The sequence below is a fragment of the Arthrobacter sp. Alg241-R88 genome (assembly GCF_900537115.1).
In the GTDB taxonomy this organism is placed as follows: Bacteria; Actinomycetota; Actinomycetes; order Actinomycetales; family Micrococcaceae; genus Arthrobacter.
On sequence record NZ_UNRG01000006.1, the window covers coordinates 53,953 to 79,197 of the forward strand.

General features: G+C 64.2%; 25 protein-coding genes and 1 pseudogene. 12 read left to right on the top strand and 14 right to left on the bottom strand.

Features of this window, described 5'->3' with window-relative positions:
- Window positions 1-138: 138 nt before the first annotated feature.
- Window positions 139-369 (top strand): PTS glucose/sucrose transporter subunit IIB, encoded by a 231-nt coding sequence (locus G6R19_RS13840; protein ID WP_104043504.1) that lies wholly within the window; start codon window positions 139-141, stop codon window positions 367-369.
- Window positions 369-827: a glucose PTS transporter subunit IIA gene (locus tag G6R19_RS13845; RefSeq protein ID WP_163165905.1), complete on the top strand. Its 459-nt coding sequence runs from the start codon at window positions 369-371 to the stop codon at window positions 825-827. Before G6R19_RS13840 ends, G6R19_RS13845 begins: the two co-directional genes overlap by 1 nt.
- A gap of 21 nt (window positions 828-848) precedes the next feature.
- Here G6R19_RS13845 and G6R19_RS13850 read toward each other — a convergent pair whose 3' ends face one another.
- Window positions 849-1,607 carry a GntR family transcriptional regulator gene (locus tag G6R19_RS13850; RefSeq protein ID WP_163165907.1) on the bottom strand — a complete coding sequence of 253 codons (759 nt, stop codon included), beginning with the start codon at window positions 1,605-1,607 and terminating at the stop codon, window positions 849-851.
- 190 nt (window positions 1,608-1,797) lie between these two features.
- On the opposite strand from G6R19_RS13850, the gene G6R19_RS13855 reads away from it, so the two are divergent.
- From G6R19_RS13855 to G6R19_RS13870, 4 genes are all read left to right on the top strand, one after another.
- Window positions 1,798-2,649: a hypothetical protein gene (locus G6R19_RS13855; protein ID WP_240341887.1), complete on the top strand. Its 852-nt coding sequence runs from the start codon at window positions 1,798-1,800 to the stop codon at window positions 2,647-2,649.
- Window positions 2,650-2,806: 157 nt separating this feature from the next.
- Complete coding sequence (locus G6R19_RS13860; RefSeq protein WP_163165909.1) at window positions 2,807-3,010, top strand: hypothetical protein; 204 nt, start codon at window positions 2,807-2,809, stop codon at window positions 3,008-3,010.
- Window positions 3,011-3,045: 35 nt separating this feature from the next.
- Window positions 3,046-3,306 (top strand): hypothetical protein, encoded by a 261-nt coding sequence (locus G6R19_RS13865; RefSeq protein WP_163165911.1) that lies wholly within the window; start codon window positions 3,046-3,048, stop codon window positions 3,304-3,306.
- Window position 3,307: 1 nt separating this feature from the next.
- Window positions 3,308-4,270: a threonine/serine dehydratase gene (locus G6R19_RS13870; protein ID WP_163165913.1), complete on the top strand. Its 963-nt coding sequence runs from the start codon at window positions 3,308-3,310 to the stop codon at window positions 4,268-4,270.
- 3 nt (window positions 4,271-4,273) lie between these two features.
- Here the strand turns inward: G6R19_RS13870 and G6R19_RS13875 are convergent, their stop codons facing one another.
- A complete protein-coding gene (locus G6R19_RS13875) occupies window positions 4,274-4,612 on the bottom strand; it encodes a hypothetical protein (protein WP_163165915.1) in 339 nt (112 codons plus the stop codon).
- A gap of 200 nt (window positions 4,613-4,812) precedes the next feature.
- Here G6R19_RS13875 and G6R19_RS13880 point away from each other — a divergent pair, with 200 nt between their 5' ends.
- Entirely contained in the window at window positions 4,813-5,748 is a 936-nt protein-coding gene (locus G6R19_RS13880; RefSeq protein ID WP_163165917.1) for a hypothetical protein, read from the top strand.
- Window positions 5,749-5,833: 85 nt separating this feature from the next.
- On the opposite strand, the gene G6R19_RS13885 is transcribed toward G6R19_RS13880, so the two are convergent.
- Window positions 5,834-6,475, bottom strand: a complete 642-nt coding sequence (locus G6R19_RS13885) for an NAD(P)-binding domain-containing protein (protein WP_163165919.1) — start codon at window positions 6,473-6,475, stop codon at window positions 5,834-5,836.
- Between the two features lie 269 nt (window positions 6,476-6,744).
- On the opposite strand from G6R19_RS13885, the gene G6R19_RS13890 reads away from it, so the two are divergent.
- Complete coding sequence (locus tag G6R19_RS13890; protein ID WP_163165921.1) at window positions 6,745-8,742, top strand: rhamnogalacturonan lyase; 1,998 nt, start codon at window positions 6,745-6,747, stop codon at window positions 8,740-8,742.
- 132 nt (window positions 8,743-8,874) lie between these two features.
- On the opposite strand, the gene G6R19_RS13895 is transcribed toward G6R19_RS13890, so the two are convergent.
- The 3 genes from G6R19_RS13895 to G6R19_RS13905 all read right to left on the bottom strand — a co-directional run bounded on the left by G6R19_RS13895 (window position 8,875) and on the right by G6R19_RS13905 (window position 13,503).
- Complete coding sequence (locus G6R19_RS13895) at window positions 8,875-9,813, bottom strand: SRPBCC family protein (protein WP_163165923.1); 939 nt, start codon at window positions 9,811-9,813, stop codon at window positions 8,875-8,877.
- A gap of 150 nt (window positions 9,814-9,963) precedes the next feature.
- Window positions 9,964-10,686 (bottom strand): SRPBCC family protein, encoded by a 723-nt coding sequence (locus G6R19_RS13900; RefSeq protein ID WP_163165925.1) that lies wholly within the window; start codon window positions 10,684-10,686, stop codon window positions 9,964-9,966.
- Between the two features lie 171 nt (window positions 10,687-10,857).
- Window positions 10,858-13,503, bottom strand: coding sequence for a Tat pathway signal sequence domain protein (locus tag G6R19_RS13905; protein ID WP_163165927.1), 2,646 nt, complete (start codon window positions 13,501-13,503; stop codon window positions 10,858-10,860).
- A gap of 487 nt (window positions 13,504-13,990) precedes the next feature.
- Here G6R19_RS13905 and G6R19_RS13910 point away from each other — a divergent pair, with 487 nt between their 5' ends.
- Both G6R19_RS13910 and G6R19_RS13915 read left to right on the top strand, forming a co-directional pair.
- Window positions 13,991-14,371 carry an STAS/SEC14 domain-containing protein gene (locus tag G6R19_RS13910; protein ID WP_163165929.1) on the top strand — a complete coding sequence of 127 codons (381 nt, stop codon included), beginning with the start codon at window positions 13,991-13,993 and terminating at the stop codon, window positions 14,369-14,371.
- A gap of 313 nt (window positions 14,372-14,684) precedes the next feature.
- Window positions 14,685-15,485: a hypothetical protein gene (locus tag G6R19_RS13915; RefSeq protein ID WP_240341888.1), complete on the top strand. Its 801-nt coding sequence runs from the start codon at window positions 14,685-14,687 to the stop codon at window positions 15,483-15,485.
- Window positions 15,486-15,613: 128 nt separating this feature from the next.
- Here G6R19_RS13915 and G6R19_RS20255 read toward each other — a convergent pair whose 3' ends face one another.
- A complete protein-coding gene (locus tag G6R19_RS20255; RefSeq protein WP_205484424.1) occupies window positions 15,614-15,763 on the bottom strand; it encodes a hypothetical protein in 150 nt (49 codons plus the stop codon).
- A gap of 213 nt (window positions 15,764-15,976) precedes the next feature.
- Between G6R19_RS20255 and G6R19_RS13920 the strand changes: the two genes are divergently transcribed.
- Complete coding sequence (locus G6R19_RS13920; protein WP_163165931.1) at window positions 15,977-16,588, top strand: NADPH-dependent FMN reductase; 612 nt, start codon at window positions 15,977-15,979, stop codon at window positions 16,586-16,588.
- A gap of 81 nt (window positions 16,589-16,669) precedes the next feature.
- Here G6R19_RS13920 and G6R19_RS13925 read toward each other — a convergent pair whose 3' ends face one another.
- The 7 genes and pseudogenes from G6R19_RS13925 to G6R19_RS13955 form a co-directional block, all read right to left on the bottom strand.
- Window positions 16,670-17,143 carry an ATP-binding protein gene (locus G6R19_RS13925; protein ID WP_163165933.1) on the bottom strand — a complete coding sequence of 158 codons (474 nt, stop codon included), beginning with the start codon at window positions 17,141-17,143 and terminating at the stop codon, window positions 16,670-16,672.
- Window positions 17,144-17,360: 217 nt separating this feature from the next.
- Window positions 17,361-17,620, bottom strand: a pseudogene (locus G6R19_RS20460) (PfkB family carbohydrate kinase); the annotation flags it as partial.
- Window positions 17,621-17,648: 28 nt separating this feature from the next.
- A complete protein-coding gene (locus tag G6R19_RS13935) occupies window positions 17,649-19,154 on the bottom strand; it encodes a glycoside hydrolase family 32 protein (RefSeq protein WP_163165935.1) in 1,506 nt (501 codons plus the stop codon).
- A gap of 122 nt (window positions 19,155-19,276) precedes the next feature.
- Window positions 19,277-20,884: an ABC transporter substrate-binding protein gene (locus G6R19_RS13940; protein ID WP_163165937.1), complete on the bottom strand. Its 1,608-nt coding sequence runs from the start codon at window positions 20,882-20,884 to the stop codon at window positions 19,277-19,279.
- Between the two features lie 107 nt (window positions 20,885-20,991).
- A complete protein-coding gene (locus tag G6R19_RS13945; protein ID WP_163165939.1) occupies window positions 20,992-21,951 on the bottom strand; it encodes a carbohydrate ABC transporter permease in 960 nt (319 codons plus the stop codon).
- Between the two features lie 7 nt (window positions 21,952-21,958).
- Window positions 21,959-22,933 (bottom strand): ABC transporter permease subunit, encoded by a 975-nt coding sequence (locus G6R19_RS13950; RefSeq protein WP_205484428.1) that lies wholly within the window; start codon window positions 22,931-22,933, stop codon window positions 21,959-21,961.
- A complete protein-coding gene (locus G6R19_RS13955) occupies window positions 22,930-23,973 on the bottom strand; it encodes a LacI family DNA-binding transcriptional regulator (protein ID WP_240341889.1) in 1,044 nt (347 codons plus the stop codon). The genes G6R19_RS13950 and G6R19_RS13955 overlap by 4 nt, the downstream gene beginning before the upstream one ends.
- A 173-nt stretch (window positions 23,974-24,146) precedes the next feature.
- Here G6R19_RS13955 and G6R19_RS13960 point away from each other — a divergent pair, with 173 nt between their 5' ends.
- A complete protein-coding gene (locus tag G6R19_RS13960) occupies window positions 24,147-25,238 on the top strand; it encodes an SDR family oxidoreductase (RefSeq protein ID WP_163165941.1) in 1,092 nt (363 codons plus the stop codon).
- The last annotated feature ends 7 nt before the right edge of the window (window positions 25,239-25,245 follow it).

Genomic DNA, 25,245 nt, shown 5'->3' on the forward strand with positions numbered 1-25,245 from the left:
GAGTGCCTGTCAAGGCAGTGGATAAGCTGCCGGGCTATTCAAAAGCCCGGGCGATGGACGCCATAATTGGTCGCACTTGGGCCGCCGGCCCCGGTGATGAGTCAGTGCTCCGAGCGGGCACCGTCAGAAAGGGCAGCCATGTCCAAAGCAGAAAAGATCATTGAAGGCCTCGGCGGAGCCGGCAACATCGTCGAAATCGAAGCCTGCATCACCCGCCTTCGCACGGAGGTCAAAGACGGCTCACTCGTCAACGAAGCCACCCTCAAAGCCGCCGGAGCCCACGGCGTCCTGGCTGCCGGGACAGCCGTCCAGGTCATTGTGGGGCCCGAGGCTGACAACCTGGCCGAGGACATCGAGGACCTCCTCTAGTGGCGCAGTCCCTGGTTGTCCATTCGCCCCTTAGCGGCAGGGTGCTTCCCCTCGCCGAGGTTCCGGACCCCGTGTTCGCGGGTCAGATGGTGGGGTCCGGCGCCGCCGTCGAACCGCCTTCGGGCGAGATGTTCGACGTCGTATCCCCGGTGGCGGGAAAGGTGATCAAGCTCCTGCCGCATGCGTTTGTTGTGGTGGAGTCGTCCGGGCGGGGTGTCCTGACGCACGTGGGCATTGATACGGTCAAGCTCAAGGGCGAAGGCTTCAAGCTGCTCATTGCGCAAGGGGACACCATTGATGCCGGCGCTCCCGTTATGCGCGTGGACCCCACCGCCGCCCTGGCGGCGGGGTATTCGATGGTGAGTCCCGTCGTCGTCCTTGACACGAAACCCGACACCGCAACGCTGGTCGCATCCGGCACTGTAGCCGCCGGGGCCAGCCTGTTCTCGCTCGACTAGCGCGAAGGCCGGGCCGGGTTCCTAGAGCCGGACCTCCATGTTGAGGGAGTAGCGGTCCGAGCGGTACCAGGAGCGCGAATGCTCGATGGCCAGCAGCCCTGAATAGGAAACGCGGTCGAACGCCAGTACCGGCGCGCCCGTTCCGGTGCCGAGGAGCGCCCCGACGTCCGCCGGGGCGCCCTCGGACCGGACGCTCTGCCGCGCCCGGTCAATCTGGTGGCCCAACTGCGCAGCAAGTGCCTTGTAAACCGATCCCGTCAGGTCAATGTCCAGCAGCCCCCGGACGTGTTCGGGGTTGTACCAGGCGTCATCCACGCTGACCGGCCGGCCATCCGCCAGGCGGAGCCGCTTGAGGTGGATGGCCTCGGATCCCGGAACCAGGCTGAGGGCGTCGGCGGTGTCATCGGGGACTGCAGCGGCCTCCGCTACCAGCACAACAGTGCTGGGCACGTGCCCCATCGCCTCCATTTCCTGGGTGAATGAGGCCAGGTGCAGGGTGGACTGCACAGGGGAATCGGCAACGAAAGTGCCCTTCGCGGGGACGCGGACCAGGTGCCCCTCGTTGACCAGCCGCCCGATGGCGGCGCGCACCGTAATCCGGCTGACGCCATAGGAGTCCATCAGGGTCCGCTCGCTGGGAAGCCGGGCGCCGGGCTCCAGCTCCTCCTTGGCCAGCCTGAGGATGATCAGGCGCAGTTGTTCATGCTTCGGGACCTGCGAATTGTTGATGGCCGCGCTCGCCGCCGGAGCGCTGCTCCCTGGTGCTGCTGTGGCTGGCACGTCAGGCCCCTCCAATCCGTGGAGCGGTCCGGTAAGGACCACTGCTTCGGATTATTCCACAGCCTGCTTGCCCGGGGCGCACTGGATGTGTTGGCTGAAAGATACCGCCCCGGTATTTCCTGCCTCAGCGAAAACCCTTTAGTGTTAATAACACTAAGCATGCTTCCTATCTCAAAAGGGGTTGTACCTGATGCGAAAAGTACCTGCGCTTGGATTGATGACAGCAGCGATGATTGCCCTCGCGGGCTGCACGGGCGGCGGCGGTTCTGCGAGCCCCACGGCCACCGAAACGGCGAGTGCCTCGGCAACGGCAGAAGCAAAGGTCTACTCGGAGGACGATCTGCGCGAGCTGATCTCCGGCATGAAGGATGAGGACGGCAACGAACTGAAGCTGTACTCCAAGGAGCAGGTGGACCAGGGCGGCAACATCGCCAACCTGCTCCTGAGCACGGCGACCGTGGACCCTGAAGACTGCAAGGACATCGCCACTGCGGGACTGCTGGATACGGTCGAAAGAGGTGAGATCGCCGTCGCGCTGTCAGAGGGTGACCAGCCCCGCACCGTGTCTGCGCAGTCGGGCAGCGAGGGGCCTGACGCCGTCGAGGTCCTGGATGAAATCAGTGGCAAGATGGACCAGTGCGCCACGTTCTCCGTCACGGCGCTGGGGCAGACGTACGAGGTCAACAGCGAGGAGCTCCAGGCTGACACGGATGCCGAAAAGACCTTCGGCACGCTCAGCACCCGCAGCGGGGAGAACCAGCAGAAGCTGATGCAGGTATCGGCCGCCGAGGGCAGGCTGCTGGTTGTTGCCACCAAGAGCGGTGCAAACCTGGGGGATCCTGACCAGAAGGAACTCGAGGACCTGATCAACGAGGTGCTCAAGAAGGCCGACGGCGGCAGCGCAACTTCCAGCCCGACGTCCACTAGCACCTCCGGTTCCGCCAGCGCGTCGTCACCGAGCGGTTCGGCGTCACCTGAGGCAACAGAAACCGAGACTGAAGAGGCCGAGACGTCCTCCGCTTCGCCGACGGCCACGCCTTAGGGCTGGTTCTTATAGCAAGCAGCAGGGCGGGCAGGACATAAATGGTCCTGCCCGCCCCTCTGCGTTGGGATCTGGCTGGCAGTAAGCAGGGCGGGCTGAGGGGGCAGCACCGTACACTGAACCAACCAATACCCAGCATGAAGACATGGCGGACTCAATGAGCGATAAGCTGCACCTCACTCCGGAAGACCAGTTCCCGGAGGACCTGGAAACAGTCCCGGACCACGAATTGCAGGTACTGGACAGCCAAGTCCAACGCCAGCTGGATCACGAAGTGGTGGTTGACGGCGAACCGAACCCCGAAACCGAGTTCCGCCACTACGAACTGGACGAAGAATTCAACGACCGCGACAAACGCTGACGCCCGCTCGCGGACGTTAGGTGAAAGGCAGGATCATGACCACTTCGAATGAGGAACCCCGGAACACCGCCGACCTTCGCGGTCCGGGGGACCCCGACGAGGCCGGGCAGGTGACGCAGGCTCCGCAGAGCGGCCAGCACCCGGAGCTGCCGGGTGCCAGCAATATCCGCGAAGAGCAGCAGGGGCATGCAGCCGGTACTGTTCCGGCGTCGTACTCAGGAAGCGGCGAACCGCCGCAGGAGCACAAGCCGGAGGAAGCCCTGGCCGAGCCGGGAACCTGGGACGACGAAGTCTGAGGTGATTACCCGCGCCGATGTGGATGAAGCGGCACAGCGGACAGCAGGACTCACCCGGCTGACCCCTGTCCTGCAGGCCGACCCGGGCGCGTTCCCCGGCGATGTGTGGTTCAAGTGCGAATTTCTGCAGCACACCGGCACTTTCAAGGCCCGCGGCGCGCTTAACCGCCTCCTTGCCAGCAAAGAGCGCGGTGAGCTGAAGGCTGACGTCGGTGTGGTGGTGGCTTCCGGAGGCAACGCCGGACTGGCCAACGCGTATGCGGCAGCCCAACTGGGAGTGCCGGCAACCGTGTTTGTCCCGGCTGCCGCTCCGGCTGTGAAGGTGCGGAGGCTCGAGGCGATCGGTGCCACCGTAATCCAGGGCGGAGCCGAATACGCCGTGGCCTACCAGGCGGCTGTGGCGCACGCCCAGGAAACGGGTGCTGTTTACTGCCACGCCTATGACCAGCCCGAAATCGCGGCCGGCGCCGGAACCGTGGGGACGGAGCTGCTGGAGCAGATAGCCGGGGTGGACACCGTGCTGGTGGCCGTGGGCGGCGGCGGGCTGATGGCAGGGATCGCTGCTGCTGTCGAAGGCCATGCGAAGGTGGTGGGCGTTGAGCCGGAGAACGCGCCGACGCTCCACGCGGCACTTGCCGCCGGGGAACCTGTTGACGTGGCGGTATCCGGCGTCGCTGCTGATTCCCTGGGAGCCCGATGCATCGGGGACATCGGCTTCTCCGTCGCGGTCCGCGCCGGCGTCGTCAGCGTCCTGGTATCCGACGCCGACATCGTCGCCGCATGTTCGCTGCTGTGGAACGACTACCGCATCATGGTGGAACACGGAGCTGCCGCCGCCTACGCCGCCCTGACCTCGGGTGCGTACACGCCGAAGACGGGGGAGCGCGTTGCGGTGGTTTTGTGCGGGGCGAATACGGACCCGGCCACCTTCCAGGAAGGGCAGCCGGGCCCGGTCAAAGAGTAGGGCTCAGCTGCAGAACTGGCTGTAGGTGCTGCCAGCCTGCTCGTAGCCGGCCTGGAGCTCGGAAAGCTTGGCCTCGTCCGGTGTTTCCTTTGCCTGCTCGTCCGTGTATTCAAGGATCGACTGAAGGGCGGGCTTGAGGTCATCGGAGGCGACGGCATGGATGGGGCGGATCTGGTTGGCCAGGCGGTTCATGCCCGTCTTGCCGGCGTTGTTCGCAGGGTTGGATACAACGCTCTGGATCCGCTCGCACGTTTCCGCGGTGGAGAGCTGGTTCGAAGCGGTGCAGGCTGTGGCGGAAAGAACGAGTCCGGCAGCGAACAGGGCTGTGGTGAGTTTCTTCATGGGTCCCTCAGTAGTTGATTGAGGTTTTGATTGTAAGCAGAATCCGGGACCCGGTGCTGGTCTACCCTGCCTGCGGCCGGGACTATGAAGGGGGCATCAGGCTCTGGCGGGCCTTCCGGCAGGTGCTTAAACTGGCATCACCATCGTGCGGAGCTGCCGCAGATTGGGCCCCGCGCATCAGCCCAATGCAAGGAAGCATCATGCGCCGAACAGCCCAGCGCCGAACCGCCGCCGGATTCATCGCTCTTTTGGCACTGCTGTTACCCACGGCATTGCCGGCCACGGCATCACCGCCTTCCGGGGACGATGTCATAGTTCTCGACGGCGCCAAATCAGCCGAAGGCATTGCGGCAGGAGAGGAAACAACTTTTTACGCCGGAGAACTGATGACGGGCGATATCTTCCGTGGCGATATCCGTGACGGAAAGGCCAAGCGTTTCATTGACGCGCCGGATGGCAGGATGGCCGTCGGAATGAAGGCGGACGTCCGGAACGACCTGCTGTTTGTGGCCGGTGGGGCCAAGGGGAAGGCATACGTCTATAACACCGAAAGCGGCGACGCCGTCAAGGAATATGACCTGGCCCCCGGCTTCATCAATGACGTTACCCTCACCCCGGACGGCGCCTGGTTCACCAATTCGGCCGCGCCCGAGCTCTACTTCATCCCGGTTAGCCGTGAGGGCAAGCTGGGCAAAGCGGACGATGTGGAGACATTGAAGGTAAGCGGCGAGGCAGGCAGACCGTTGCAACCTAACCAGTTCGGATTCAACGGCATTGCAGCAGCCGAAGACGACGACGTACTCATTGTCGCCCACACGCAGAACCAGGCCCTCTATGCCGTTGACCGCGACACCGGCGATAGCAGCAGGATCAAAGGACCGGACCTGAAGTTCGTGGACGGGATCCTGGTGAAGGGCGATACCGTATGGGCGGTCCAGAACATGGCCAACAAGATCAGCCGGCTGGAGCTCTGCGACGACCTGTCCTCTTTCACGGTTGAGGACGTCATCACGAGCAAGCACTTTGACATCCCGACGACGGTTGCCAGGTTTGGCGACACCCTCGCCGCCGTCAACGCGCAGTTCATGCGCCCTGCCAGCCCGCATGAGGTGGTGCTGGTTCCTGCGTGGGACTAGCGAGCCAAAAATTGGCTGGCAGCTAACGTCGCCCTTGGAGCCGTCTGCTGCCAGCCAGTTTTGTATTCCGGGATGGACAGGAGCGCTAGATGGTCCGCGGCGCCTTGGCAAGGTTGTCCTTCAGTTCCTGGGCGTTCTGTCGCACCCCATACGCCGGCCGGTCGCGCTCCACTCGCCAGCTCTCCTCCAGCAGCCCGACGTTCACAGCATCGAAGCCGAATTCGTCATAGAGGCGGGTGACCAGTTCGACCGCTTCCGGGTAATCGCTGGCGGTTGCGAGCGCCCGCCGGTTCTCCGTGCCCACCGGCGTCCCGTCCGTGGTGATTTGGGCGGCACCGATGTGGTTGAAGCCCTTGGCTACCTTCGATTCAGGCAGGTGCTCCTGCAACAGCCCTGAGGTGGTGGCCTCCCCGTTGTCCAGGGCCGGGATGTGGCCGTCGCGTTCCCAGTAGTAGTTGTTGGTGTCGATGACGATCTTGCCGGCCAGCGGCTCCGCGGGAATGTCCTTGTAGTTCTTGAGGGGAACAGTGACCACGGCGAAATCGCCGGCCGCTGCCTCTTCTGCCGCTGTGGTGGCCCGTGCCTTGGGGCCGAGTTCCGCGACCAGCCCGGACAGGGTTTCCGGGCCACGGGAGTTGCTGATGACTACGTCGTAGCCCAGCTCCACCGCCTTCCGCGCGATCTGGCTTCCGATGTGTCCTGCACCAATGATTCCGATTGTTGTCATGTCCGGCCCAACTCCGCTTTGGACGCAGATATTTCCGCACCCCCACGTCCCATAACGAAACGCAATGGAACAAATTCGCCCACTAAGCAACGCAAAAATTCTTGACCCGCCCCCTCCGGCACTGATAAACCAGTAGGGCAGAAAGCGGTTTCCACGCGTCGCCAGCCAACCCCTACTTTCCCCAAGGGGGCTTCGGCTGGCGATCAGTGAAACGTTCCAAACTGTCGTGCGGCAGACTCAGCTGCCGCCGCATCAAAGGAGATGTTCTCTTGCTCTATCCCTCACAATGTTCCCGTCCGTCCCGGGCCGGCCGCGCCTGGAAGGCTGCTCCGCTGGCGGCGGCAGCCTCACTCACAGCCGCCGCGCTGGCGTTCACGGGCGTGCCCCTGGCCCAGGCCAGCCCCGGCACCGCCCCCGAGCAGTCCGGCAAGGCCGGGCTCCAGCGCCAGGTGGAGAACCTGGACCGGGCCCCTGTGGCTGTGCTGACGGACCAGGGCGTCACCCTGGGCTGGCGCATGCTGGGCCTGGACAAGGACAGCGTCGGCTTCCACGTGATCCGCGACGGCGTCCAGCTCACCGATGAGCCCATCCGGAACACCACCACCTACGTTGACCCGGCCGGAACGGCAGACTCCAAGTACGTCATCAAGACCGTGGGTAACGGAAACGGGCAGGACAAGCTCAGCGCGGAGGTCACCCCGCTGGCCCAGAACTACCTCGCCATCAAGCTGGACAAGCCGGCCGACGGCGTCGGCAAGGACGGAAAGCCGTACACCTACACGGCCAACGACGCCACCACGGCGGACCTGGACGGCGACGGCAGCTACGAGATCGTCCAGCTCTGGAACCCCTCCAACGCGCAGGACAACTCGAAGTCCGGCTACACGGGCAATGTGTATGTTGACGCCTACAAGATGGACGGCACCAAACTGTGGCGCATCGATTTGGGCCACAACATTCGTGCCGGTGCGCACTACACGCAGGTGCTTGCCTACGACTTCGACGGCGACGGCAAGGCTGAAGTGTCCATGAAGACGGCGGACGGCACCAAGGACGGGGCCGGAACCGTGATCGGTGACCCCGCCGCGGACTACCGCAACAGCGGCGGCTACGTGCTGTCCGGGCCGGAGTTCCTTACGGTGTTCAACGGCGCCACCGGCACCATTATGGACACCGTGCCGTACGACCCGCCGCGCGGGAACGTCAGCTCGTGGGGTGACGGTTACGGCAACCGCGTGGACCGCTTCCTGGCGGGCGTCGCATACCTCGACGGCGAGCGGCCGTCCATGATGTTCAGCCGCGGCTACTACACCCGCGCCGTGCTGGTCACCTATGATCTGGTGGACGGCAAGCTGGTGAAGCGCTGGACCTTCGACTCGGACGTTTCCGGGGCGGAGTACAAGGGCCAGGGCAACCACAACCTGTCCGTGGCCGACGTTGACCAGGACGGCAAGGACGAGTTCGTCTTCGGTTCAATGACCATCGACGACGACGGCAAGCCGCTGTACAACACCAAACTGGGCCACGGCGACGCCATCCATACCAGCGATTGGGATCCGTCCCGGCCCGGTCTGGAGACCTTCGCCGTACACGAGAGCATGGGCCAGAGTGGCAACCGCGGCGCCACTTTCCGCGATTCTGCCACCGGCGAGGTGCTGTGGAGCATTCCCGCTACCCGGGACACGGGCCGCGGCGCCGTCGGGGACATCGATCCCCGCCACGCTGGCGCTGAAGGCTGGGCTGTTGGCGGCGACGCTGCCTGGAACTCACCGGTCGGTTTCCTGATGTCTTCGAAGGGCGAAAAGATCGCCAACAAGATCCCGGCCGCCAACTTCATGGCCTGGTGGGACGGCGACCTGCTCCGCGAAATCGTTGACCACGACTTCGACGCCGTTGCCGGTGTGGGCGTCCCCACCGTTTCCAAGTGGAACTGGGAAACCGAAACCAGTGACCGCCTGCTGACGGCCACCGGCGCCAGGACCAACAACCACACCAAGGGCAACCCGTCGCTCCAGGCGGACCTCCTGGGTGACTGGCGCGAGGAACTCGCCTTCCCGTCGTCGGACAGCACCGAGCTGCGGATCTACACCAGCACCTCGCCCACCGAGGTCAGGCTCCGCACCCTCATGCATGACCCGATGTACCGGACAGGCGTGGCACGCGAAAGCGTCGCGTACAACCAGCCGCCGCACCCGAGCTTCTTCATTGGTGAGGGCATGGAAACCCCGGCCGCGCCGTCCGTGAAGTACGCCGGCACGGACCAGTAGCACCAGGACAGCGAAGCGCCGCCCGCCTCCAAAAGGAGGTGGGCGGCGCTTTCGTTATATGCGGAATGTCCGACGCCGGAGCCCTGCCTCAGCGGAAAGCCTCAGTCAGTTTCCGGCATCGGTTAGTCCCGGCTAGCCCCGCTGGCCGACTCCGGGGACGGGCGGCAGGCCGTCGCCGGGCACGCGGTCGTCGTCCCTGCGTTCCGCGCCGCTCAGGTTCTCGCCTTCGGCGGTCCCGTCGGACTCGCCGGTGGTGTCCACCAGGCCGTTCGTCTGATCGAAGGCGTGGCCGATCCTGTCATCGCCCAGGTCGGCGACCGAACCGGTGGAGCCGGCCGCCGCCGTCGTGCCCGTTGTTGTGCCGGTGCTTGTGGTGTCTGTTGTTGTGTCCACCGGAATGGGCGTGACGGTGACCGGCTCGCCGGGAACCACTGGAGTTACCGTTTCATCGGCAGCCGCAGTGGTGTCCTTGTTGCCGCCGGCGGCCATGGCTGCTGCTGCACCGGCTGCCGCGGCCACACCCAGGCCTGCGGCTACCTTGCCGGAGATGCCAGCCTTGCCTGAGTCGCCACGCGATCCTGCTGCGTCCTCGACCCCGGGCGTGCCTGCGGGTGCCCCTGAACTGACGCTGCCGCGCCACGCGCCGCTGGCGTAACCCTCATCCTCGATGAATTCCTTGAAGCGCTGCAGGTCTGCCTCTGCCTGGCGCTCCACGACGTTGAGCTTGTCGCCCACCTTCTCAACAATGCCTTCGGGCTCGTACTCAAGCGTCAGCTGCAGGGAGGTCTGGCCGCCGCCGATGTCCTCGAACTCGATTGCGCCGGCGTTCGTGGCGCCTTCCGTAGCGGCCCAGGCCACTTTGCGGTCGGGGATCTGCTCCAGGATCTTGGCTTCCCACTGCCTGCGGATGCCACCGATCTCGGCCACCCATTCCAGCCGGTCGTCACTGAGCTGCGTGACGCTCTTGACGCCGCCCATGAAGTGCGGGAACTCCTCGAACTGGGTCCACTGGTTGTAAGCGGTGCTTACCGGTACGTTCACCAGAATGCGTTTTTCCACCTTCGTGCTCATAACGTCTCCTTCGCTTTGTTACCGGAAGCTGATGAGTCGGTAAAAATCATCAGCATGCTTACCAACATACCTTTTCGGGTGGCTGGTTTCCAGAGCAGAAATAACGACGGCGGCAGCGGGCGCGGAGGGTCCGTGCTGTAGAAGGGCTGGTCAGGGCTGCCCGAAAAGGTTGCCGTAGGGCGGGATTCCCTCCCCGTTATGGCGATTCCGCCGCGCAGTGGAGCTGTAGTTCTCGCCTTCGGCTGTTTCGTCCGACTCGCCCTCGAAGTCCACCAGGCCGCCGGTCTGGTCGAACGGGTGCTCAAACCGGTTGTAGGGCCGCGGCTCTCCGGTAGCCTCTGCGGTTGTCTCGGTAGTCCCTGCGGCGGTCTCGGCAGTCCCGGCTGTCGCCCTGGGTGTGGCCGCTGCCCCGGTGGCGGTCCCCGGGATGGACTCACGCCAGGCCCCGGTGGCGTGGCCCTCGTGTTCGATGAATTCCTTGAACTTTTTCAGGTCGTGCTCGGCCTGGCGGCCCACGACGTGGAGCAGGTTGCCCACCTTCTCCACCACGCCTGCGGGCTGGTACTCGAGCGTCAGTGCCAGTTCGGTCCTGTTGTGTCCGAGGTCCCGAAATTCGATGGTGCCGGAGTTTGTGGCACCCTCGGTGGACGCCCAAGCCACTTGGCGGTCCGGGACCTGCTCGAGGATTTTGGCTTCCCACGTCCGGTGGACGCCGGCGATGTGGGCAACCCACCTCAGCCGGTCATCACGCAGCTGGGTCACACTGTCCACGCCGCTCATGAAGTGCGGAAAATCCTCGAACTGCGTCCACTGCTTATATGCCGTGCTGACCGGCACATCCACCACGATCCGTTTCTCCACTTTCGTGCTCATCACGTCTCTTTTGACTGAACCGATCCGATGAGAAAACTGAGGTCATCAGTAGCTTTACGATAGTCCCGCCGGAAGCCCCCAACCACCATGGGGAGGGGGACGGACGACGGCGGCACCTGGCGTTGGGAATTCGCCCACCGGGGTGCCGCCGTCGTGATCGGAGCCCGGTGATTAGGGCAGGTGGTTGCCGATCAGCGCCAGGTTCTGGATGACCGCCAGGCCGAACTGGGAGGCGTCATTGGTGGAGACGGTGGGTGCCTCGTCCACGGGCAGCAGCACCTGCGGCGGCTCGATCGTCCGCAGCGTGAAGGCCGACTCGTGGTTCAGGTGCTCTCCGCCTTCCTCGAAGCTCGCCCAGGCCCGCGCGGCCAGCTCCGGGTCGTCCAGCCGGGCCGCGGCGTACGCCGTGAGGCGGCTGTGCGCCTGGGTGAGGTAAATCCCGGCCAGCGGCTGGCCCACGGCCTCCACCTGCTCCGCTTTCGTGGCCAGGAAGAGCCGGCAGTACTGCAGCCAGGCCCGCTCGAACTTAGGATCAGGGATCAGGTCCACCAGCTCGCTGCAGATCTCCACCAGGCCGAACACGGCGCTGAGGTGTGAGACCTGGATGAGTTCCCGGCCGGTGTCGAACCGTCCCTTGTCCAGGTCGTACAGGGCCTCACCGGTGAGGAAGCCGTACTTGAGGGCGCCGATGTCTGCCATGGTGCCCAGGAGGCGGTCGCGGGAGCGCGGGTTGCCGGTGCGTTCCCAGTCGGTGAGCCAGGTGGCGGCGAGTGAGCCCCAGTCCGTGCCGAGCCCCACGCCGAGTGCGTTCCGGTTGGGACGGTAGGTGTCAGCGTCGGGCCGGACCTTGCGGACCGGGTCGAGGCCCAGGAAGTTCTGGTCGCTGTCCACCAGTTCGGTGAGGAGGTCCCCGGTGCGTTCGTCCGCGGTGAGGTAGTAGTAGAAGCGGCGGTAGGCGGGCGTGCTGATGCGCAGCTGCTTGGCGCTGCAGCCCCAGTGCTGGACGTTGTGCCGGGAACCGAGGCCCTTCCACGGCCCCAGGTGGTACACGTCCACCTCACCGGTGTGCCGGGTCATGGCCTCCGCGAACCGGAAGATGTCCGCCCTTCCGGAGCGCAGGTACGAGTACCAGAGCCACAGGTCGGGGGAGAGCTCTGAGTTGTCCCAGGCATAGCCGCCCACGTCGTAACGCCACACGTGCCGGTCGTGATCGTAGGTGTGCATGACGTCGCCGTAGTTCCAGAAGCCGTACCAGCGGCGCTGCTCCACCTGCCCGGCATAGAAGTCGAAGAGGAAGTCCAGGTGGTCCTCGAGTTCGGCCCGGGCCGGGGTGCTGCGGTCCACCGGGTCCCAATCGCCGAAGACGCCCACGGAGTGCAGGTATTCGGGGGTGGCCTGCAGCAGGGCCGGGGTTGAGGCGGCATGAGCGTCCGCAGCCAGGCGTTCTGTTGCGGGTGTTCCCTCGTAGGCGAAGAAAGTTAACTCATGTGTGCGGGCAATCCCGGTGGCGTTGCCGAAGCCCGGCTCATAGTCCTCATACGTGATTTCGAGCCCCTCGAGCTGTTCCTCGAAGGTGTCCTGGCCCAGGCCGTCGTGGTAGAAACGGAGGTCCATGGGCTGCGCCTCGGGGGAGTACAGCCAGGCGGTCATGGACGCCTCGCCGGTGGCCGCACCGCGGATGTCCAGCTGGCCGGGGTGGGACTGCCAGAAGTCCTTGATGCCCACGCCGAAACCGCCGCGGGTATCGCTCAGGGAGCAGAATCCGGCCGACCTGGTTCCGCCGGAGATCCCCACCCAGGCGTGGCCTGCGCCGGTGCGCTTGCGGAGTTCGAAGCCGTCGGCGCTGAGCTGGGTGAGCGTGTAGTCATTCCACGCCGGAATCAGGTGCAGCCGCTCTGAAACTTCAGGGTTCCATTCGGCCGGCGGCGGCGTGGGCCGGCCTTCCACCTGCGCCCGGCGCACCTCCTCACCCGGGTCCCGGCGCAGGCCCGTCAGTCCGCGCACGCCTTCAACCAGGAATCCGCCGTCGGCCCCGGCGATCCGGACGTGCCGGTCATGGAGCTCGGCCTCCAGTGGCAATAAGAACCGAACGCCCAGTCCGGCCAGGAAGTCCTGCTCGGCGTCGCCATCCCAAATAAATGAATGCACCATCCGAACACTGCGGGCGTTGGCGTAGAAATAGAACCGCACCACGAACGGCAGCCAGCTGCGCGTGCCGCTCTCCGGTGCGTCCGGGCGGTGTTGTCCTTCCAGCCGGACCACCGCACGAACGGGACCAGCTTGTTCAAGCACGACGGCGGTCACCTCGCCGGTGAAGGCTTCCCTGCTGGCAATGCCGGCATCCTCCGGAATGCTGTCCTGCAGGAGGCTGACCAGGCGGGCATCCCGGGCCACTTCGGTTCCGCCGCGGGTAAGGCTGCTGAAGAGGTGGGAACCGCTGTGGTTGATCACCATCTGCAGCGTGCCCGTGTCCACCGTGAGCGTTTCGGCCGTTTCGGTGACGGTGACGCTGGGGAGGCCCGACGCCGGGAGGCCGCCTTGGATGGGTGAGCGTCCGCCGTCGGCCGTTACCTCGTACGCCTCGGAGGGGGCGTCGGTGGCAGGGAGCGCCAGCCCGGCCCATTTGAGCGAACCGTCGGGCCAAGTGGCAAGGGGCCAGGCCTGGCTTGGGGTGGGAGTGCCGTTCCCATCACGGACGCTGAGTTCCGCAGCTTCCGCTACTTTTCCGCGTGGGAACGGCATACCCCAGGTGGTGCCGCTGCTGACTTCTGCCGGGGCGTCGCCGTCGATCCACCTGACCAGCGTATTTTCAATCATCGTGTCCAATTCTGTTGGGTCAATTTCCGCTGTTTCGGTTTCGTGCCCGAACCGCCAGCCATCGCGGCCCATAAGCGAGCACGGAAGAAACCGTTTTCTGATTCGTTTCAAAATAGTCGCCGGGGAAAGCGAACCGCAAGGGGTAGCCACGATCTGGAGGGCGTTTCTTAGCCCTTAGCCTCGCGGAACGGTGGCAGTTGGATAGCGTGAGGGCCGTGTGGTCTCCAGGGTTTGGCCGTAGTAGTGGTGCTGGCGTTCCGGGCGGCTCCTGCTACGTTGATTTGCCGGGTTCGCCTGGCGCCCCGTTCTCCCTCGTCTTCGACAGGCTCGAGCAGGTAGTGAACCTTCCAGTGGCACAGTGGGCCTGCTCATGATCAGAGGGTACTTCTCAACTGCCGGAACCGGTTCCTGACCGCGGTGATCCGTTGTTTCCGCAGGTCAGAACCGTGCAGGTACTCTTAGCTACAAAAATGTTGGGGAGCAAAAGATGAAACCGATCACTGTTGACGTCGGTAAGGGCACGGTGGAGCTCGGTGACGAGGGAGTTCTCTACCTTGTGTGGAAGCGGGGGACAGTTCTGGAGGCCGCGGATGTCCATGCCGCGATGGCAACGGTCAATGAGCTTGCCGACGGTGCCGAATATCCGATGCTGATCGACATAGCGAACACCCAGTCGGTGACCCGCCAGGCCAAGTCCGTTTTCAGCATCAGGTGCGCCGCTTCACGAATTGCCCTGCTCGGCTCAAGCCCTGTCAATCGCGTCATTGCCAACTTCGCCGTGGCACGGCGGACGCTCCCGTGTCCTACTCGGTTTTTCAGCTCCCGCAATGAAGCCTTGTCCTGGCTTCTCGAGGCGCACCTTCCCTGAGAGGAGGCATAAGTTCACAAATGCAGGTTGTTGTCATCCGAGCCGCTACCTCATTGAAGTCGCGGCGCTGGTTGAAGAGTGCGCTACCCACCTTTGCAGGGCAGCTCACCAACAGTCCCGAGTGCGCCTTTTCAGGCAAATGGGGGGCTGCAGCGCTGGCGAACCAGTGGGGATGACCACAGTCGCCCGGCCGCGGGGCCCGCCATCCGTTCCCGTCATCAGAAATAGGGGAGCACTGGCTTCTGGTGTCTCTTGCGGTCAGTGTTGGCGGGGCGTAACGTCCGCAGCATAAAGGTTGCCTTTGGAGGCCTCCATGCGTGTGCTGCTACGCCATTCCATCTCCATGGCATCAATCATGTCCGTCTGTCTTCCCAGGCTGTGGACTTTAAACCGGCGCCCCCGCGCCACTCACTCCGGGAGCTCACACCCGATCGTTGTCGCCATCGCAGTGCTGGCGTGCGTAGGCCTCTCGGCGTGCACCGCCGCAGAGGCGCCATCCCCCGCAGAAACTACGGAGGCTAGCACGGTCCCACCGCTGCCGGAGAGCGGCGACATCAGCCCCGGTACATACCTCGTCACCAGCTTCACAGAAAATTTCGAGATCATCGTCCCAGACGGCTGGTCGAGTGAAGGCGGCGAGGGCCTTGGAAAGGACGACCCGGATCACCCGGATGAAATGGCAGTCTTCGTGGGTTGGTGGCCCTCCGACCATGTGCCGACGGACGCATGCGCGTGGGAGGGCGCGCTCGTCGAGGTCGATCCGTCGGCCAAGGCGTTCGTCGACGCGCTGACGGCGCAGACGTCAACGGCCAGCACCCCTCCCGTCGAGGTGATGGTGGGCGATTACTCCGGCTTTGAGTTCGGCCACTCCATAGAGGGCGACGTGGACATCGCAGCCTGCGACCGCGACAAGTTCTGCATCCACTCAGAATTCTCAAACGAATGCACCCGCTGGTACACGACTCAGAATGAACGCGAAACCTACCGGGTGGTCGACCTGAACGGCGAACGCGCTATGTTCTGGGTGGTCCAATTCCACGAATCGATCAATCCGGAGCTGACGAGCGAGGCACGCACCGTCTTCGACTCGATCGTGTTCAGGTCCGGCAAGTGACCAGCTGATGCGATAGGCAATCAAGCAGGATGGACCCATGCCGGTCATCAATTGCCGGCAGCCGATCCGCCAACGCGAGTTCATCGACGTCTGGATAGCCGCTCCGGGTCCGCCACACCGGGCTGGGGTTATTTACCGTGCCCGGCGGCTTCCGGAGTGTCAGGTCCCTCGGCCGGGTCCTGGGTATGCACCCGGATCTCCGTGACATCGGCATCCGGGTCACCCTCGGCGGGTGCCTCTGTATGGACCCGCTCATCCTGCAGGGGATTCTCGCTCATGGTTGCTCCTGACCGCGCCGGGGACTTCGCTACAGATCATTCAGCGCTCCCCGGCCCGGGCTGTCAAGCACCTTTCACCGGCTCTGGCAGTGGTTGGTCTTCTGTGCTGGACTGGTGCTGCAGTGAGCACCAACCGTCGTCCAGGAACGGGCGGCACCTTTTCCAAGCAGATCATGGACGGCCGGCAATGACCGGCTTTTGGAAGGAACACTCATGGCACCTTTTAAGATCGGATACTTCGTGGGGAGCCTCGCTACCGGCTCCATCAACAGGGTCCTTGCCAATGCGCTGATCAAACTAGCACCGGAGGACCTCGAGTTTACGGAAATCCCCATCAGGGACCTCCCGCTCTACAGCTACGATTACGACGCCGACTTCCCGCCAGAAGGCCGCGCCCTGAAGGAAGCCATCGAGGCTTCCGACGGCATCCTGTTCGTCTCACCTGAATACAACCGGTCCATCCCCGGTGCCCTCAAAAACGCCATCGACTGGGGCTCCCGCCCCTGGGGGAGCAACTCGTTCGCCCGCAAGCCCACCGGCATTATCGGCGCCTCCGTGGGCAGCATCGGCACAGCCGTGATGCAGTCCTCGTTCCGCAGCGTGTTGAGCTTCCTGGACGCGCCGCAACTGAACGCCCCTGAGGCCTACATCCATTACGACGCCGCGGTGTTCGGTGAGGACGGCGAGGTCCGGAACGAGGGCACCGCCAAGTTCCTTCGGCACTTTATGGACGAGTACGCAGCCTTCGTTGCCCGCGTCCTGGCCGCCAACGCACCCGGCCACATCGGCGACCTGGAGCACGACAGTGCGAAGCTGACGCGGTAGCGGCACCACATGCCGAAAGCTACGGTGCCCGCCGTCCCAGCGGCGGCGGGCATCCGAGTCTTTAGGCAGTCATCCCGGTTTTCAGTCCAGCGGCAGGGTGACGGTCACGCTCGTGCCCTGACCAGGGGCGGAACAGATGTCCACGGTGCCGCCCGCCTCATGCACGGCTACGGCCATGAGGCGGAGGCCGTAGCCGTGGTGGCGGCCGCGCGTGGCGAGCTTGCTGTCAAAGCCTGCGCCGTCGTCGGACACCACCAGGCGGATCCCGTGGTCGACGGCGGCGAGCTGGACGTTGAGCTGCGACGCTTCCGAATACTTGAAGGCGTTGCTGAGCGCCTCCCGCGCCGACTGGTACAGCAGGGTGGCGCAATCCGAAGGTATCTCGATGCCCCAATGCGGAGTGTCCCAGCGGATGGCAGTCCCCCGCTGACGGAGCGGTGCGGTGAGCCGGTCAATGCAGCCGGCCAGCCCCAGGGTGTAGAAGTCGAGCGGATGCTGATCCGTGAGCAGGCCTTCTACGGCTGTTACTTCGTCTGAAACTACTTTGTTTCCCATGACTTCCTGCTCCTGCAAGCTGTTTGTCTGATACCTCCAGCGTGAACCTCCAACTGCAACGGGTGGCAAGGATTACCTCAAGATCCAATCAATTTTCCGCGCGGCGAAGGGACACGGAATCAAAAGCAGTCAGTGCTGGAACTGGGAGCGGAGTTCAGCTCCAGCCGGGGGCCGGGCGCCGGCCCGGGAAACGGTGATTGCGGCCGCAGCAGCCCAGTGAGCGGGAGCCGGGCAGGAGCGTCACCCCGGCGCCGGCGAGGTGCTCCTCGAGCACCTCGCCGCGTCGGTTCGCGCCGATGGAAGTGAGCAACCCGGTGCTGACTCCCAGGCGGGCCAGGCCGTAGGCGACGTTGGCGGTGATCCGCCGGGATGCACAGTTGTCCCCTCGGGTGTGGTGACGACGTCGGTGAGGGCTTCCCCGATCACGACGACGTCCGGCGCCGGCCGCGGAGGGTCCGGCCTGCCGTTGGTGTGCATGGCTGTTTTTCCTGGCTTGGGTGCTGCCCTACGCGAGCTGCGTGACCTGGAGGCTGTTTATGGTTGCCGTGCCGCCGGCGGCGTAGACCGAGAGGTCCGTGCTGGTTTCGGCCGGGAAGATCAGTTCGGTCATGGTGACCAGGCCGTCCTGGGCGAATACTTCAACCGAGCAGCGGTCCACGAAGATCGTGAGGTTGTAGGTGCCCGAGGTTGCCCGGAGCGGAGCAGTGTCGATGGAGGGGAAGGACTCGTGGAAGTCTGTGATCCCGGATTCGCGCCGGTCCACGAACAGTGTGCCGTCACCGGGACGGATGCCCACACGGGTTCCGGTGGCGCCGTYGCCRCGCAGGATGAGGCCGAATTCCGTTGCGCTTCCGGGCGTGAAGGTGACGTCGATGCGCTGGACGGTGCCTTCCGCGCCCGCCAGGACCTGCACGCCGTCGTTGATGGTGGTGTTGGAAAGGCGGAGCGGGGCCGGGCCGGCCAGGGCTGTCCAGTCGCCGGCGGGCTGCTGGACCAGGCGCAGGTCGCCGTCGCGTGTTTGGAGGGTGATGTCGCGGGCGAGGCTCATGGGGCTGCGCCAGGGCGTGGTGGGGATGTGGTTGGCGTAGTCCCAGTTGTTCATCCAGGCGATCATGAGGCGGCGGTTGTCCGGGGCGTCGCTGAAGGAGACGGCGGCGTAGTAGTCCCGGCCCCAGTCCAGCCACCGGTAGTCGCCCAGCCGGTCCGGGTCCTGSAGSCCTTCGGTGACGGTGGTGGTTGAGGTGAAGGTGGTGCCGTCGAAGTCGCCCAGGAAGTATTGTCCGGCTGAGCCGTTGTTGGGCCCGCCGGGGTTGAGGTTGACGGTGAGGACCCACKTGAGGTTTTCCGGGTCGCCGTCSACSGGCAACGGGAAAAGGTCGGGGCATTCCCAGACSCCGCCGGTGGCGTTTGCGGGGCCGAAACTGCTGAGGTATTCCCAGWTTTTCAGGTCSTCGGATTTGTAGAGGACCACTTGGAAGTCTGTGGCTTCGACGGCGACCATCACCCAGTAGCTGCCCGCGCCGCCGTCGTACCGGATAACTTTGGGGTCGCGGAACTCCGCGGAACCCCGGTTAAGGACGGGGTTGTCAGTGTGTTTTGTCCAGGTGTAGCCCCCGTCCAGGCTGTAGGCCAGGGACTGCGCCTGGACCCCCGCATGCTCCGAGCCCGGCTTGAAAGCGCTGGTGTAGACGGCCACGAGCGGGGCGGCGGAGCCGGTGCCGAAGCCGCTGGTGTTGTGCCGGTCATGCACGATGCTGCCGGAGAAGATATCCTCGTCCTCGTCACAGGCGATGGCCACCGCGTGTTCGGTCCAGGTCAGCAGGTCGGTGGAGGTGGCGTGGCCCCAGGACATGTTTCCCCAGACGTTTCCCAGCGGGTTGTTCTGGTAGTAGAGGTGGTAGACGCCGTCATGGAAAATCAGGCCGTTGGGGTCATTGAGCCAGGTGTTCCGGGCGGCATAATGCAGGGCCGGCCGGAAGGTCTCGGCTGTCGTGGCGGTCGCGGCAGTCATGAAGGTGGCGTCTCATTTCTTGGCAGGTGTGGTGTCTGCGGGTCCCATGGGAGTGCCCGCAGGTGGATGAGTGGGCGGGTGGGGCCGGCGCGGGCAGCGCCGGCCCCACCCGTTTTTGGGTGTTAGGAGTTCTTTTTGTAGCGGTCGTAGGCCTGCTGGTAGACCTCGACCATCTTGTCGACGCCGACGTTCTTGAGCTGGGAGACGTAGCCGTCCCATTCCTGCTCGATTCCTCCGGAGACGATCCACTTGGCCATGTTCTGCTTCACCAGTGACGTGACGTCGGTCTGGATGGTGCTGATCTGCTGGAGTTCCTCGTTCGAGAGGGCCACCGGGGGGTAACCGTCGTTTCCGGCGAAGGGCTTGTAGAGTTCCTCAACGGTCTTCTGGCGTTCCGCTGCCCGCGGTTCCGGGGCAACCACCGTCGTGAAGTTCTCAGCGGTGTTTGCCTTCGGGCCGCCGGGAGCGACCTTTTGGCGGCGTTCACCTTCGCTGGTTCCGGCCGGGGCCGGGATCTGGGTCAGCAGGCCGCTGGCGTCCTTTTGCAGGGTTTCGCCGATCGGTCCCCAGTTGGCCTGTGCGGACTGGATGGGGTCGTAGAGGTTGTCGGCCCAGCGCATGGTGGCCGCCGGGTATTTGTTGTTCCGGGTGATGGCGAAGGCGCCGCGGGCGATTTCCTGGTTGTTGGCCTGGCTGGCGATCCGCTTGCCGTCCACGCCTTCCAGCACGGGGACCAGGGCGTAGTCGTTGGCGCGGTCCGCGCCGACCATTTCGGGAATTTCCCACCAGACAAAGGAACCGAGGTTTTCGGTGGCGGCCTTGCCCTTTGCCAGGTACGCCTTGTCGTCCTGCGAGAAGGACTCAGGGTCAATCAGGCCTTCCTGGTACCACTCGTGCAGGGTCTGGATTGCCTTTTTGTAGCCGTCCTGGGTGGCGGTGAAGATGACTTTGTCGTCCTGGACAATGCGGTGGTCCATGTTGTCCGGCACGCCGCCGAGGGCAGCGATCAGGTCCACGATGTCCCCGCACCAGGATCCGGGCATAAAGCTCAGCGGGATGGTCTTTCCGGTCCCGGACGCGTCCTGGGTCTTGAACGCCAGCAAAGCATCGTGGAACTCGTCCACGGTCTTCGGCATCGGGATGTTGAGTTTTTTCAGCCAGGAGGTGTTGATGGCGAGTTCGTGGGGGAACTGGACCAGACCGAGTTCTTCGATGGAGGGCAGCGAGTAGATGTGCCCATCGGAGGAGGTGATGGCTGCCTTGATGTCAGGCCGTTCGGATAGCAGCTTGGAAAGGTTGGGGGCGTTTTTTTCGATCAGGCCCTCGAGCGGAATGAGGGTGCCGCTGGCGGAGTAGGTGGCGATCTCGGCGTCGGTCAGGCCGGTGTTGAAGAACGCGTCGGGCAGGTCGCCGCTGGCCAGGATGAGGTTCTTCTTTTCCTGGAAGACCGTCTCGGGCAGGTTCTCCCAGTTGACGTGGATGTTGGTGGCCTTTTCCCATTCCTGCACCACAGTCATGGTGTTGTAGTCCGGGGCCAGTGCGGTTTTGGTGCCGGAGAAGGTCAGGTCAAGTTTCTTGCTGACGATGGGGAAGCCTGTTTCCTGGAAACCGAAGTCAGCGGAGGCGTCTTTGATCTCCGTGGTGCCCGAGCCGCCGCCGGAGCAGGCGGTGAACGTCAATGCTCCGGCCAGGACGGCGCCGAGGACGGCGTATTTGCGGCTGAATGCCATGGTCATTCCTTATCTGAGGTGGAGGTGGTGCGAGGTGGAGTTGTTCCGGGGTGGGAAGTGCTGTTGCTGGCCGACGGCGGTTGCCGTGGCGGTGGTACTGGAAGGAGCTATTTGACGGCGCCGATCATGGCGCCCTTGGTGAAGTGCTTCTGCATGAATGGCAGGGCAATCATGAGGGGCAGGCTCGAGACGACGATCATGGCGTACTTGGTGAGCTCTGCGATCCGTTGCGCTGCGGCATAGGATTCGATGTCTCCGCCGGTGGTTCCGGTGGATGAGACGTCTGACTGGATGAGGATGTTGCGCAGGACGAGCTGCAGCGGGTATTTGGTGTCGTCGTTGAGGAAGATCAGTGCATCGAAGAACGAGTTCCAGTGCGCCACGACGTGGATCATGATCATGAGCATGATCAGTGGTTTGGACAGGGGCAGCACCATCTTGAAGAAGAACTTGAAGTCGGTTGCACCGTCCATCTGGGCGGCTTCGCGCAGTTCGTTCGGGATGGTGTGTTCAAAGAACGACCTTGCGATGATCAGGTTCCAGACACCTACGGCTCCGGGCAGGACAACTGCCCAGACGGTGTCGAGCATGCCCAGGTCGCGGACCACCAGGTACTTGGTGATGAGTCCGCCGTCGAAGAACATGGTGATGACGAACAAGAGCATCAGGAATTTCCGGCCCGGCATGTCCTTACGGGATAGGGCGTAGGCGCCGCAGAGGATGGTGCTGACGCTGACGGCGGTACCGAGCACTGTGTAGACAAGGGTGTTGCCCAGGCCATTCCAGATCCTGCTGTCGGCGAAGATCCGCTCGTACCCTTCGGTGGTGATGCCCGAGGGGAGGAGCCAGACCTTTCCTTCGTAGACGGCGTTCGGGTCGCTGATGGAGGCGATCACGATGAAGTACAGCGGATACACCACGGCCAGGATGGACAGTACGAGGACGGCGGTGGCAGCGATGCCGAAGGCGCGGTCGCCGTATCTGGCCCGCAGTGATTGCTTGGGACGGGCCTGGCTGACGGTCCGGTTCGGGGTGTCGGTAGTGCGGGGGTTGGTTATCAGGGACATATCGGCATCACCACAAGGTCGCTTGGTTGGCCCGGCGCGCAATCGTGTTGAAAACGAGCAGCAGCGCCAGGTTAAGGAGGGAGTTGAACAGGCCGATAGCGGCCGAGTAGCTGAACTGCGCCTGCTGCAGGCCCGCGTGGTAGACGTACGTCTGGATGATCTCCGAGGATGAGATGTTCAGCGGCGTCTGCATCAGCAGCGCCTTCTCAAAACCAACGTTGAGCAGGTTGCCGATGGCCAGGATGAACAGGATGGTCACCACCGGCATGATGCCGGGCAGATCGATGTGCCGGATGCGCTGAAGCTTCGAGGCGCCGTCCACCTTGGCGGCATCATGCAAGGCGGGATCGATGGCTGCCAGGGCCGCCAGGTAAACAATCATCGAGAAGCCGGCGTTCTGCCACACATCCGAGATCACGTATACGGGACGGAACCACTCCGCGGAGCCCATAAAGAACACAGGCTCCCCGCCGGCAAGCTGGATGGCGTTGTTCACCAGCCCGGACCGTGGTGAGAGGAGGACGAACATGATGCCCACCACCACAACGGTGGAGATAAACGCGGGCGAGTAAAGCACCGTCTGGGTGAACTTCTTGAACCTTTCGCTTTGAAGCTGGTTGACCAGCAGCGCGAGGATGATCGGAATCGGGAAGGCCACCAGCAGGCCGAGGATGGCGATCCACAGGGTGTTTCCGACCACCTGGCCGAACTGGTAGGAGTTCACGAACCTGATGAAGTGGGTCAGGCCCACCCAGGGGCTGCCGGTGAAGCCGTCCACCGGGTTGTAGTTCTTGAAAGCTATCTGCACGCCGTACATCGGCCAGTACTTGAAGACCAGGATATAGATGACGGCTGGAGCTAGTAATACGTATAACTGCCAGGCACGGGAAATTCTCTTGAGGCGGAGCGAAAGAGAATTTTTCCGCTGCGGCAGCGGTGCCGCAGCGGGACCGCCGTGTCGGGCCGGGATGGTGCGGCTCATGGCGTCTCCTTGGGATGGGTCACTGAGTTCCGTTCGATCAGAGGGCAGTCCATGAGCTCGACCCGGCCATCGGGTTCCGCATCCTGGAGGATCAGTTCAACCGCGCGCCGGCCCATGGCGACGAACGGCAATTCAAAGGTAGTCAGGCCCGGCCGCAGGAACGGCGCCAACGTCGCTTGATTATCAAAGCCCACAACGGACACGTCGCCAGGGATTGAAAGGCGCAGGTCAGACACCGCTTGGTAGGCGCCCCAGGCACCGCGGTCGTTGGCGCAGAAGATCGCGGTGGGCGGGTTGCTGGAGGTCAACAGCTCCATCGCGTACTTGTAGCCGTCTTCCTCACCGCCACTGCCGAAGCGGACCAGGTCCGGATCCAGTTCCAGTCCGGCTTCCTCAAGTGCTTTCCGGTAGCCGTCGTAGCGTCCGACGGCGGCCGGCAGCCCGCTTTCGAGGGTCTCAATATTGATCAGCGCGATCCGGGAATGCCCGGCCTGGAGCAGCCGTTGGGTAGCGGCATATCCGCCCGTGACTTCGTCGGGAGCTACGCTCGCAACCCTTCCGGCCCGATCCTGTGAATTCAGGACCACGGACCGGACGCCTGTCAGGGCCTCCGGAACATCCAGGCGGCGGTGGTACATGCCGGCGTAAACCACTCCTGCAACCTTGTAGGAGAGCATTGTGTCCAGCGACGCGGCCTCAAGCTCCTTGTCCCCGCCCGTGTTGACCGTCAGCAGGAGGAGCCCGTCTTCCCACGCCCGCTGCTGCGCGCCTTCAATGATGGCGCCGGCAAAAGGGGTGGTGGCAACGGTGTCGCCGATGAAGCCGATCATCCCGGCCACGCCTTCGCGAAGTGTCTTGGCGTGGGCGTTGGTGCGGTAGCCCAGCCGATTTACTGCGTCCCGGACCTTTCGGCGCGTCTCCTCTGAGAATCGCGATCCTGAAGCCGAGTTCAACACCAGGGAAACGGTGGCCTGCGAGACGCCGGCGGCGGCTGCGACGTCATGCATCGTCGGTCCGGACTTTGGCCGTGATCCAGCCATGAGGCACCTCCTTGGGCCGCTAGTAATTTCAGTAGTTATTCGTATAACCGGCTCAACTGTAGCGGGCGTCACGTTGGAGCGTCAATAGGGCAGTGGATGACGGCGTGCAGGAATATCTCCCCTGGACGCGGGCTTGTCCCCAATGGCAGGAGCAGCACACCACGAGGAGGACCATGACTATCGGCACGGGAACAACAGCGGGCACGGGGCGTACGGCTCTCGTGGTGGGCGCCACCGGCATTGCAGGATCGGCCCTGGTGGACGCCTTGGCAGGCGAAGGGTGGGACGTCCTTGCCCTGTCCCGCAGGCCCGGAGCGGAGCGCGCCGGGATCCGGTGGTTGTCCGCAGACCTGACCTCGGCTGCATCCCTTGCCAGCGTGCTCGGCCCGGAGAATCCCTCGCACGTCTTTTTCACGGCATGGTCGCGGCGCGACACGGAAGAGGAGAACATCGCCGTCAATGCCGGCATGGTCCGCGACCTGCTCGCTGCACTCCGCGGCAAGGACGTGGCCCATGTTGCCCTGATGACCGGCCTTAAGCATTACCTCGGACCCTTCGAGGCATACGCCGCCGGAGAGATGGCGGACACGCCCTTCCACGAGGAGGAGCCGCGCCTGCCGGTGCCGAACTTTTACTACGCGCAGGAGGATGAGCTCTGGGCCGCGGCAGCCGGGCAGGGCTTCACCTGGTCCGTGCACCGTGCCCACACCGTGATTGGGCATGCGGTGGGCAACGCCATGAACATGGGCCTTACGCTCGCCGCCCAGGCCACCCTTTGCAGGGAGCGCGGGGAGCGGTTTGTCTTTCCGGGATCCGAAACGCAGTGGAACGGCCTCACCGACATGACCGAGGCGGGCCTGCTCGCCGAGCACATGCTCTGGGCATCCACTACGCCCCAGGCCGCGAACGAGGCCTTTAATATCGTCAACGGCGACGTGTTCCGCTGGCGCTGGATGTGGCCGAAGCTGGCAGCCTACTTCGGCGTGGAGTGGGAGGGGTACCAGGGGGAGCCCCGGCCCCTCGAGCAGTCCATGGCAGGCCGGGAGGGCCAGTGGAGGGAACTTGCCCGGCGCCATAACCTCAGCGAGTCGGAGCTGGACCGCGTCGCCTCCTGGTGGCACACGGACAGCGACCTGGGGCGCAACATCGAGGTAGTGACAGACATGGGCAAGAGCCGGGACGCCGGTTTTACCGGCTACCGCCGGACGCTCGATGCCTTCATCGCACTTTTCGAGCGCTACCGGGCGGACAACCTCATTCCCTGACCATGGC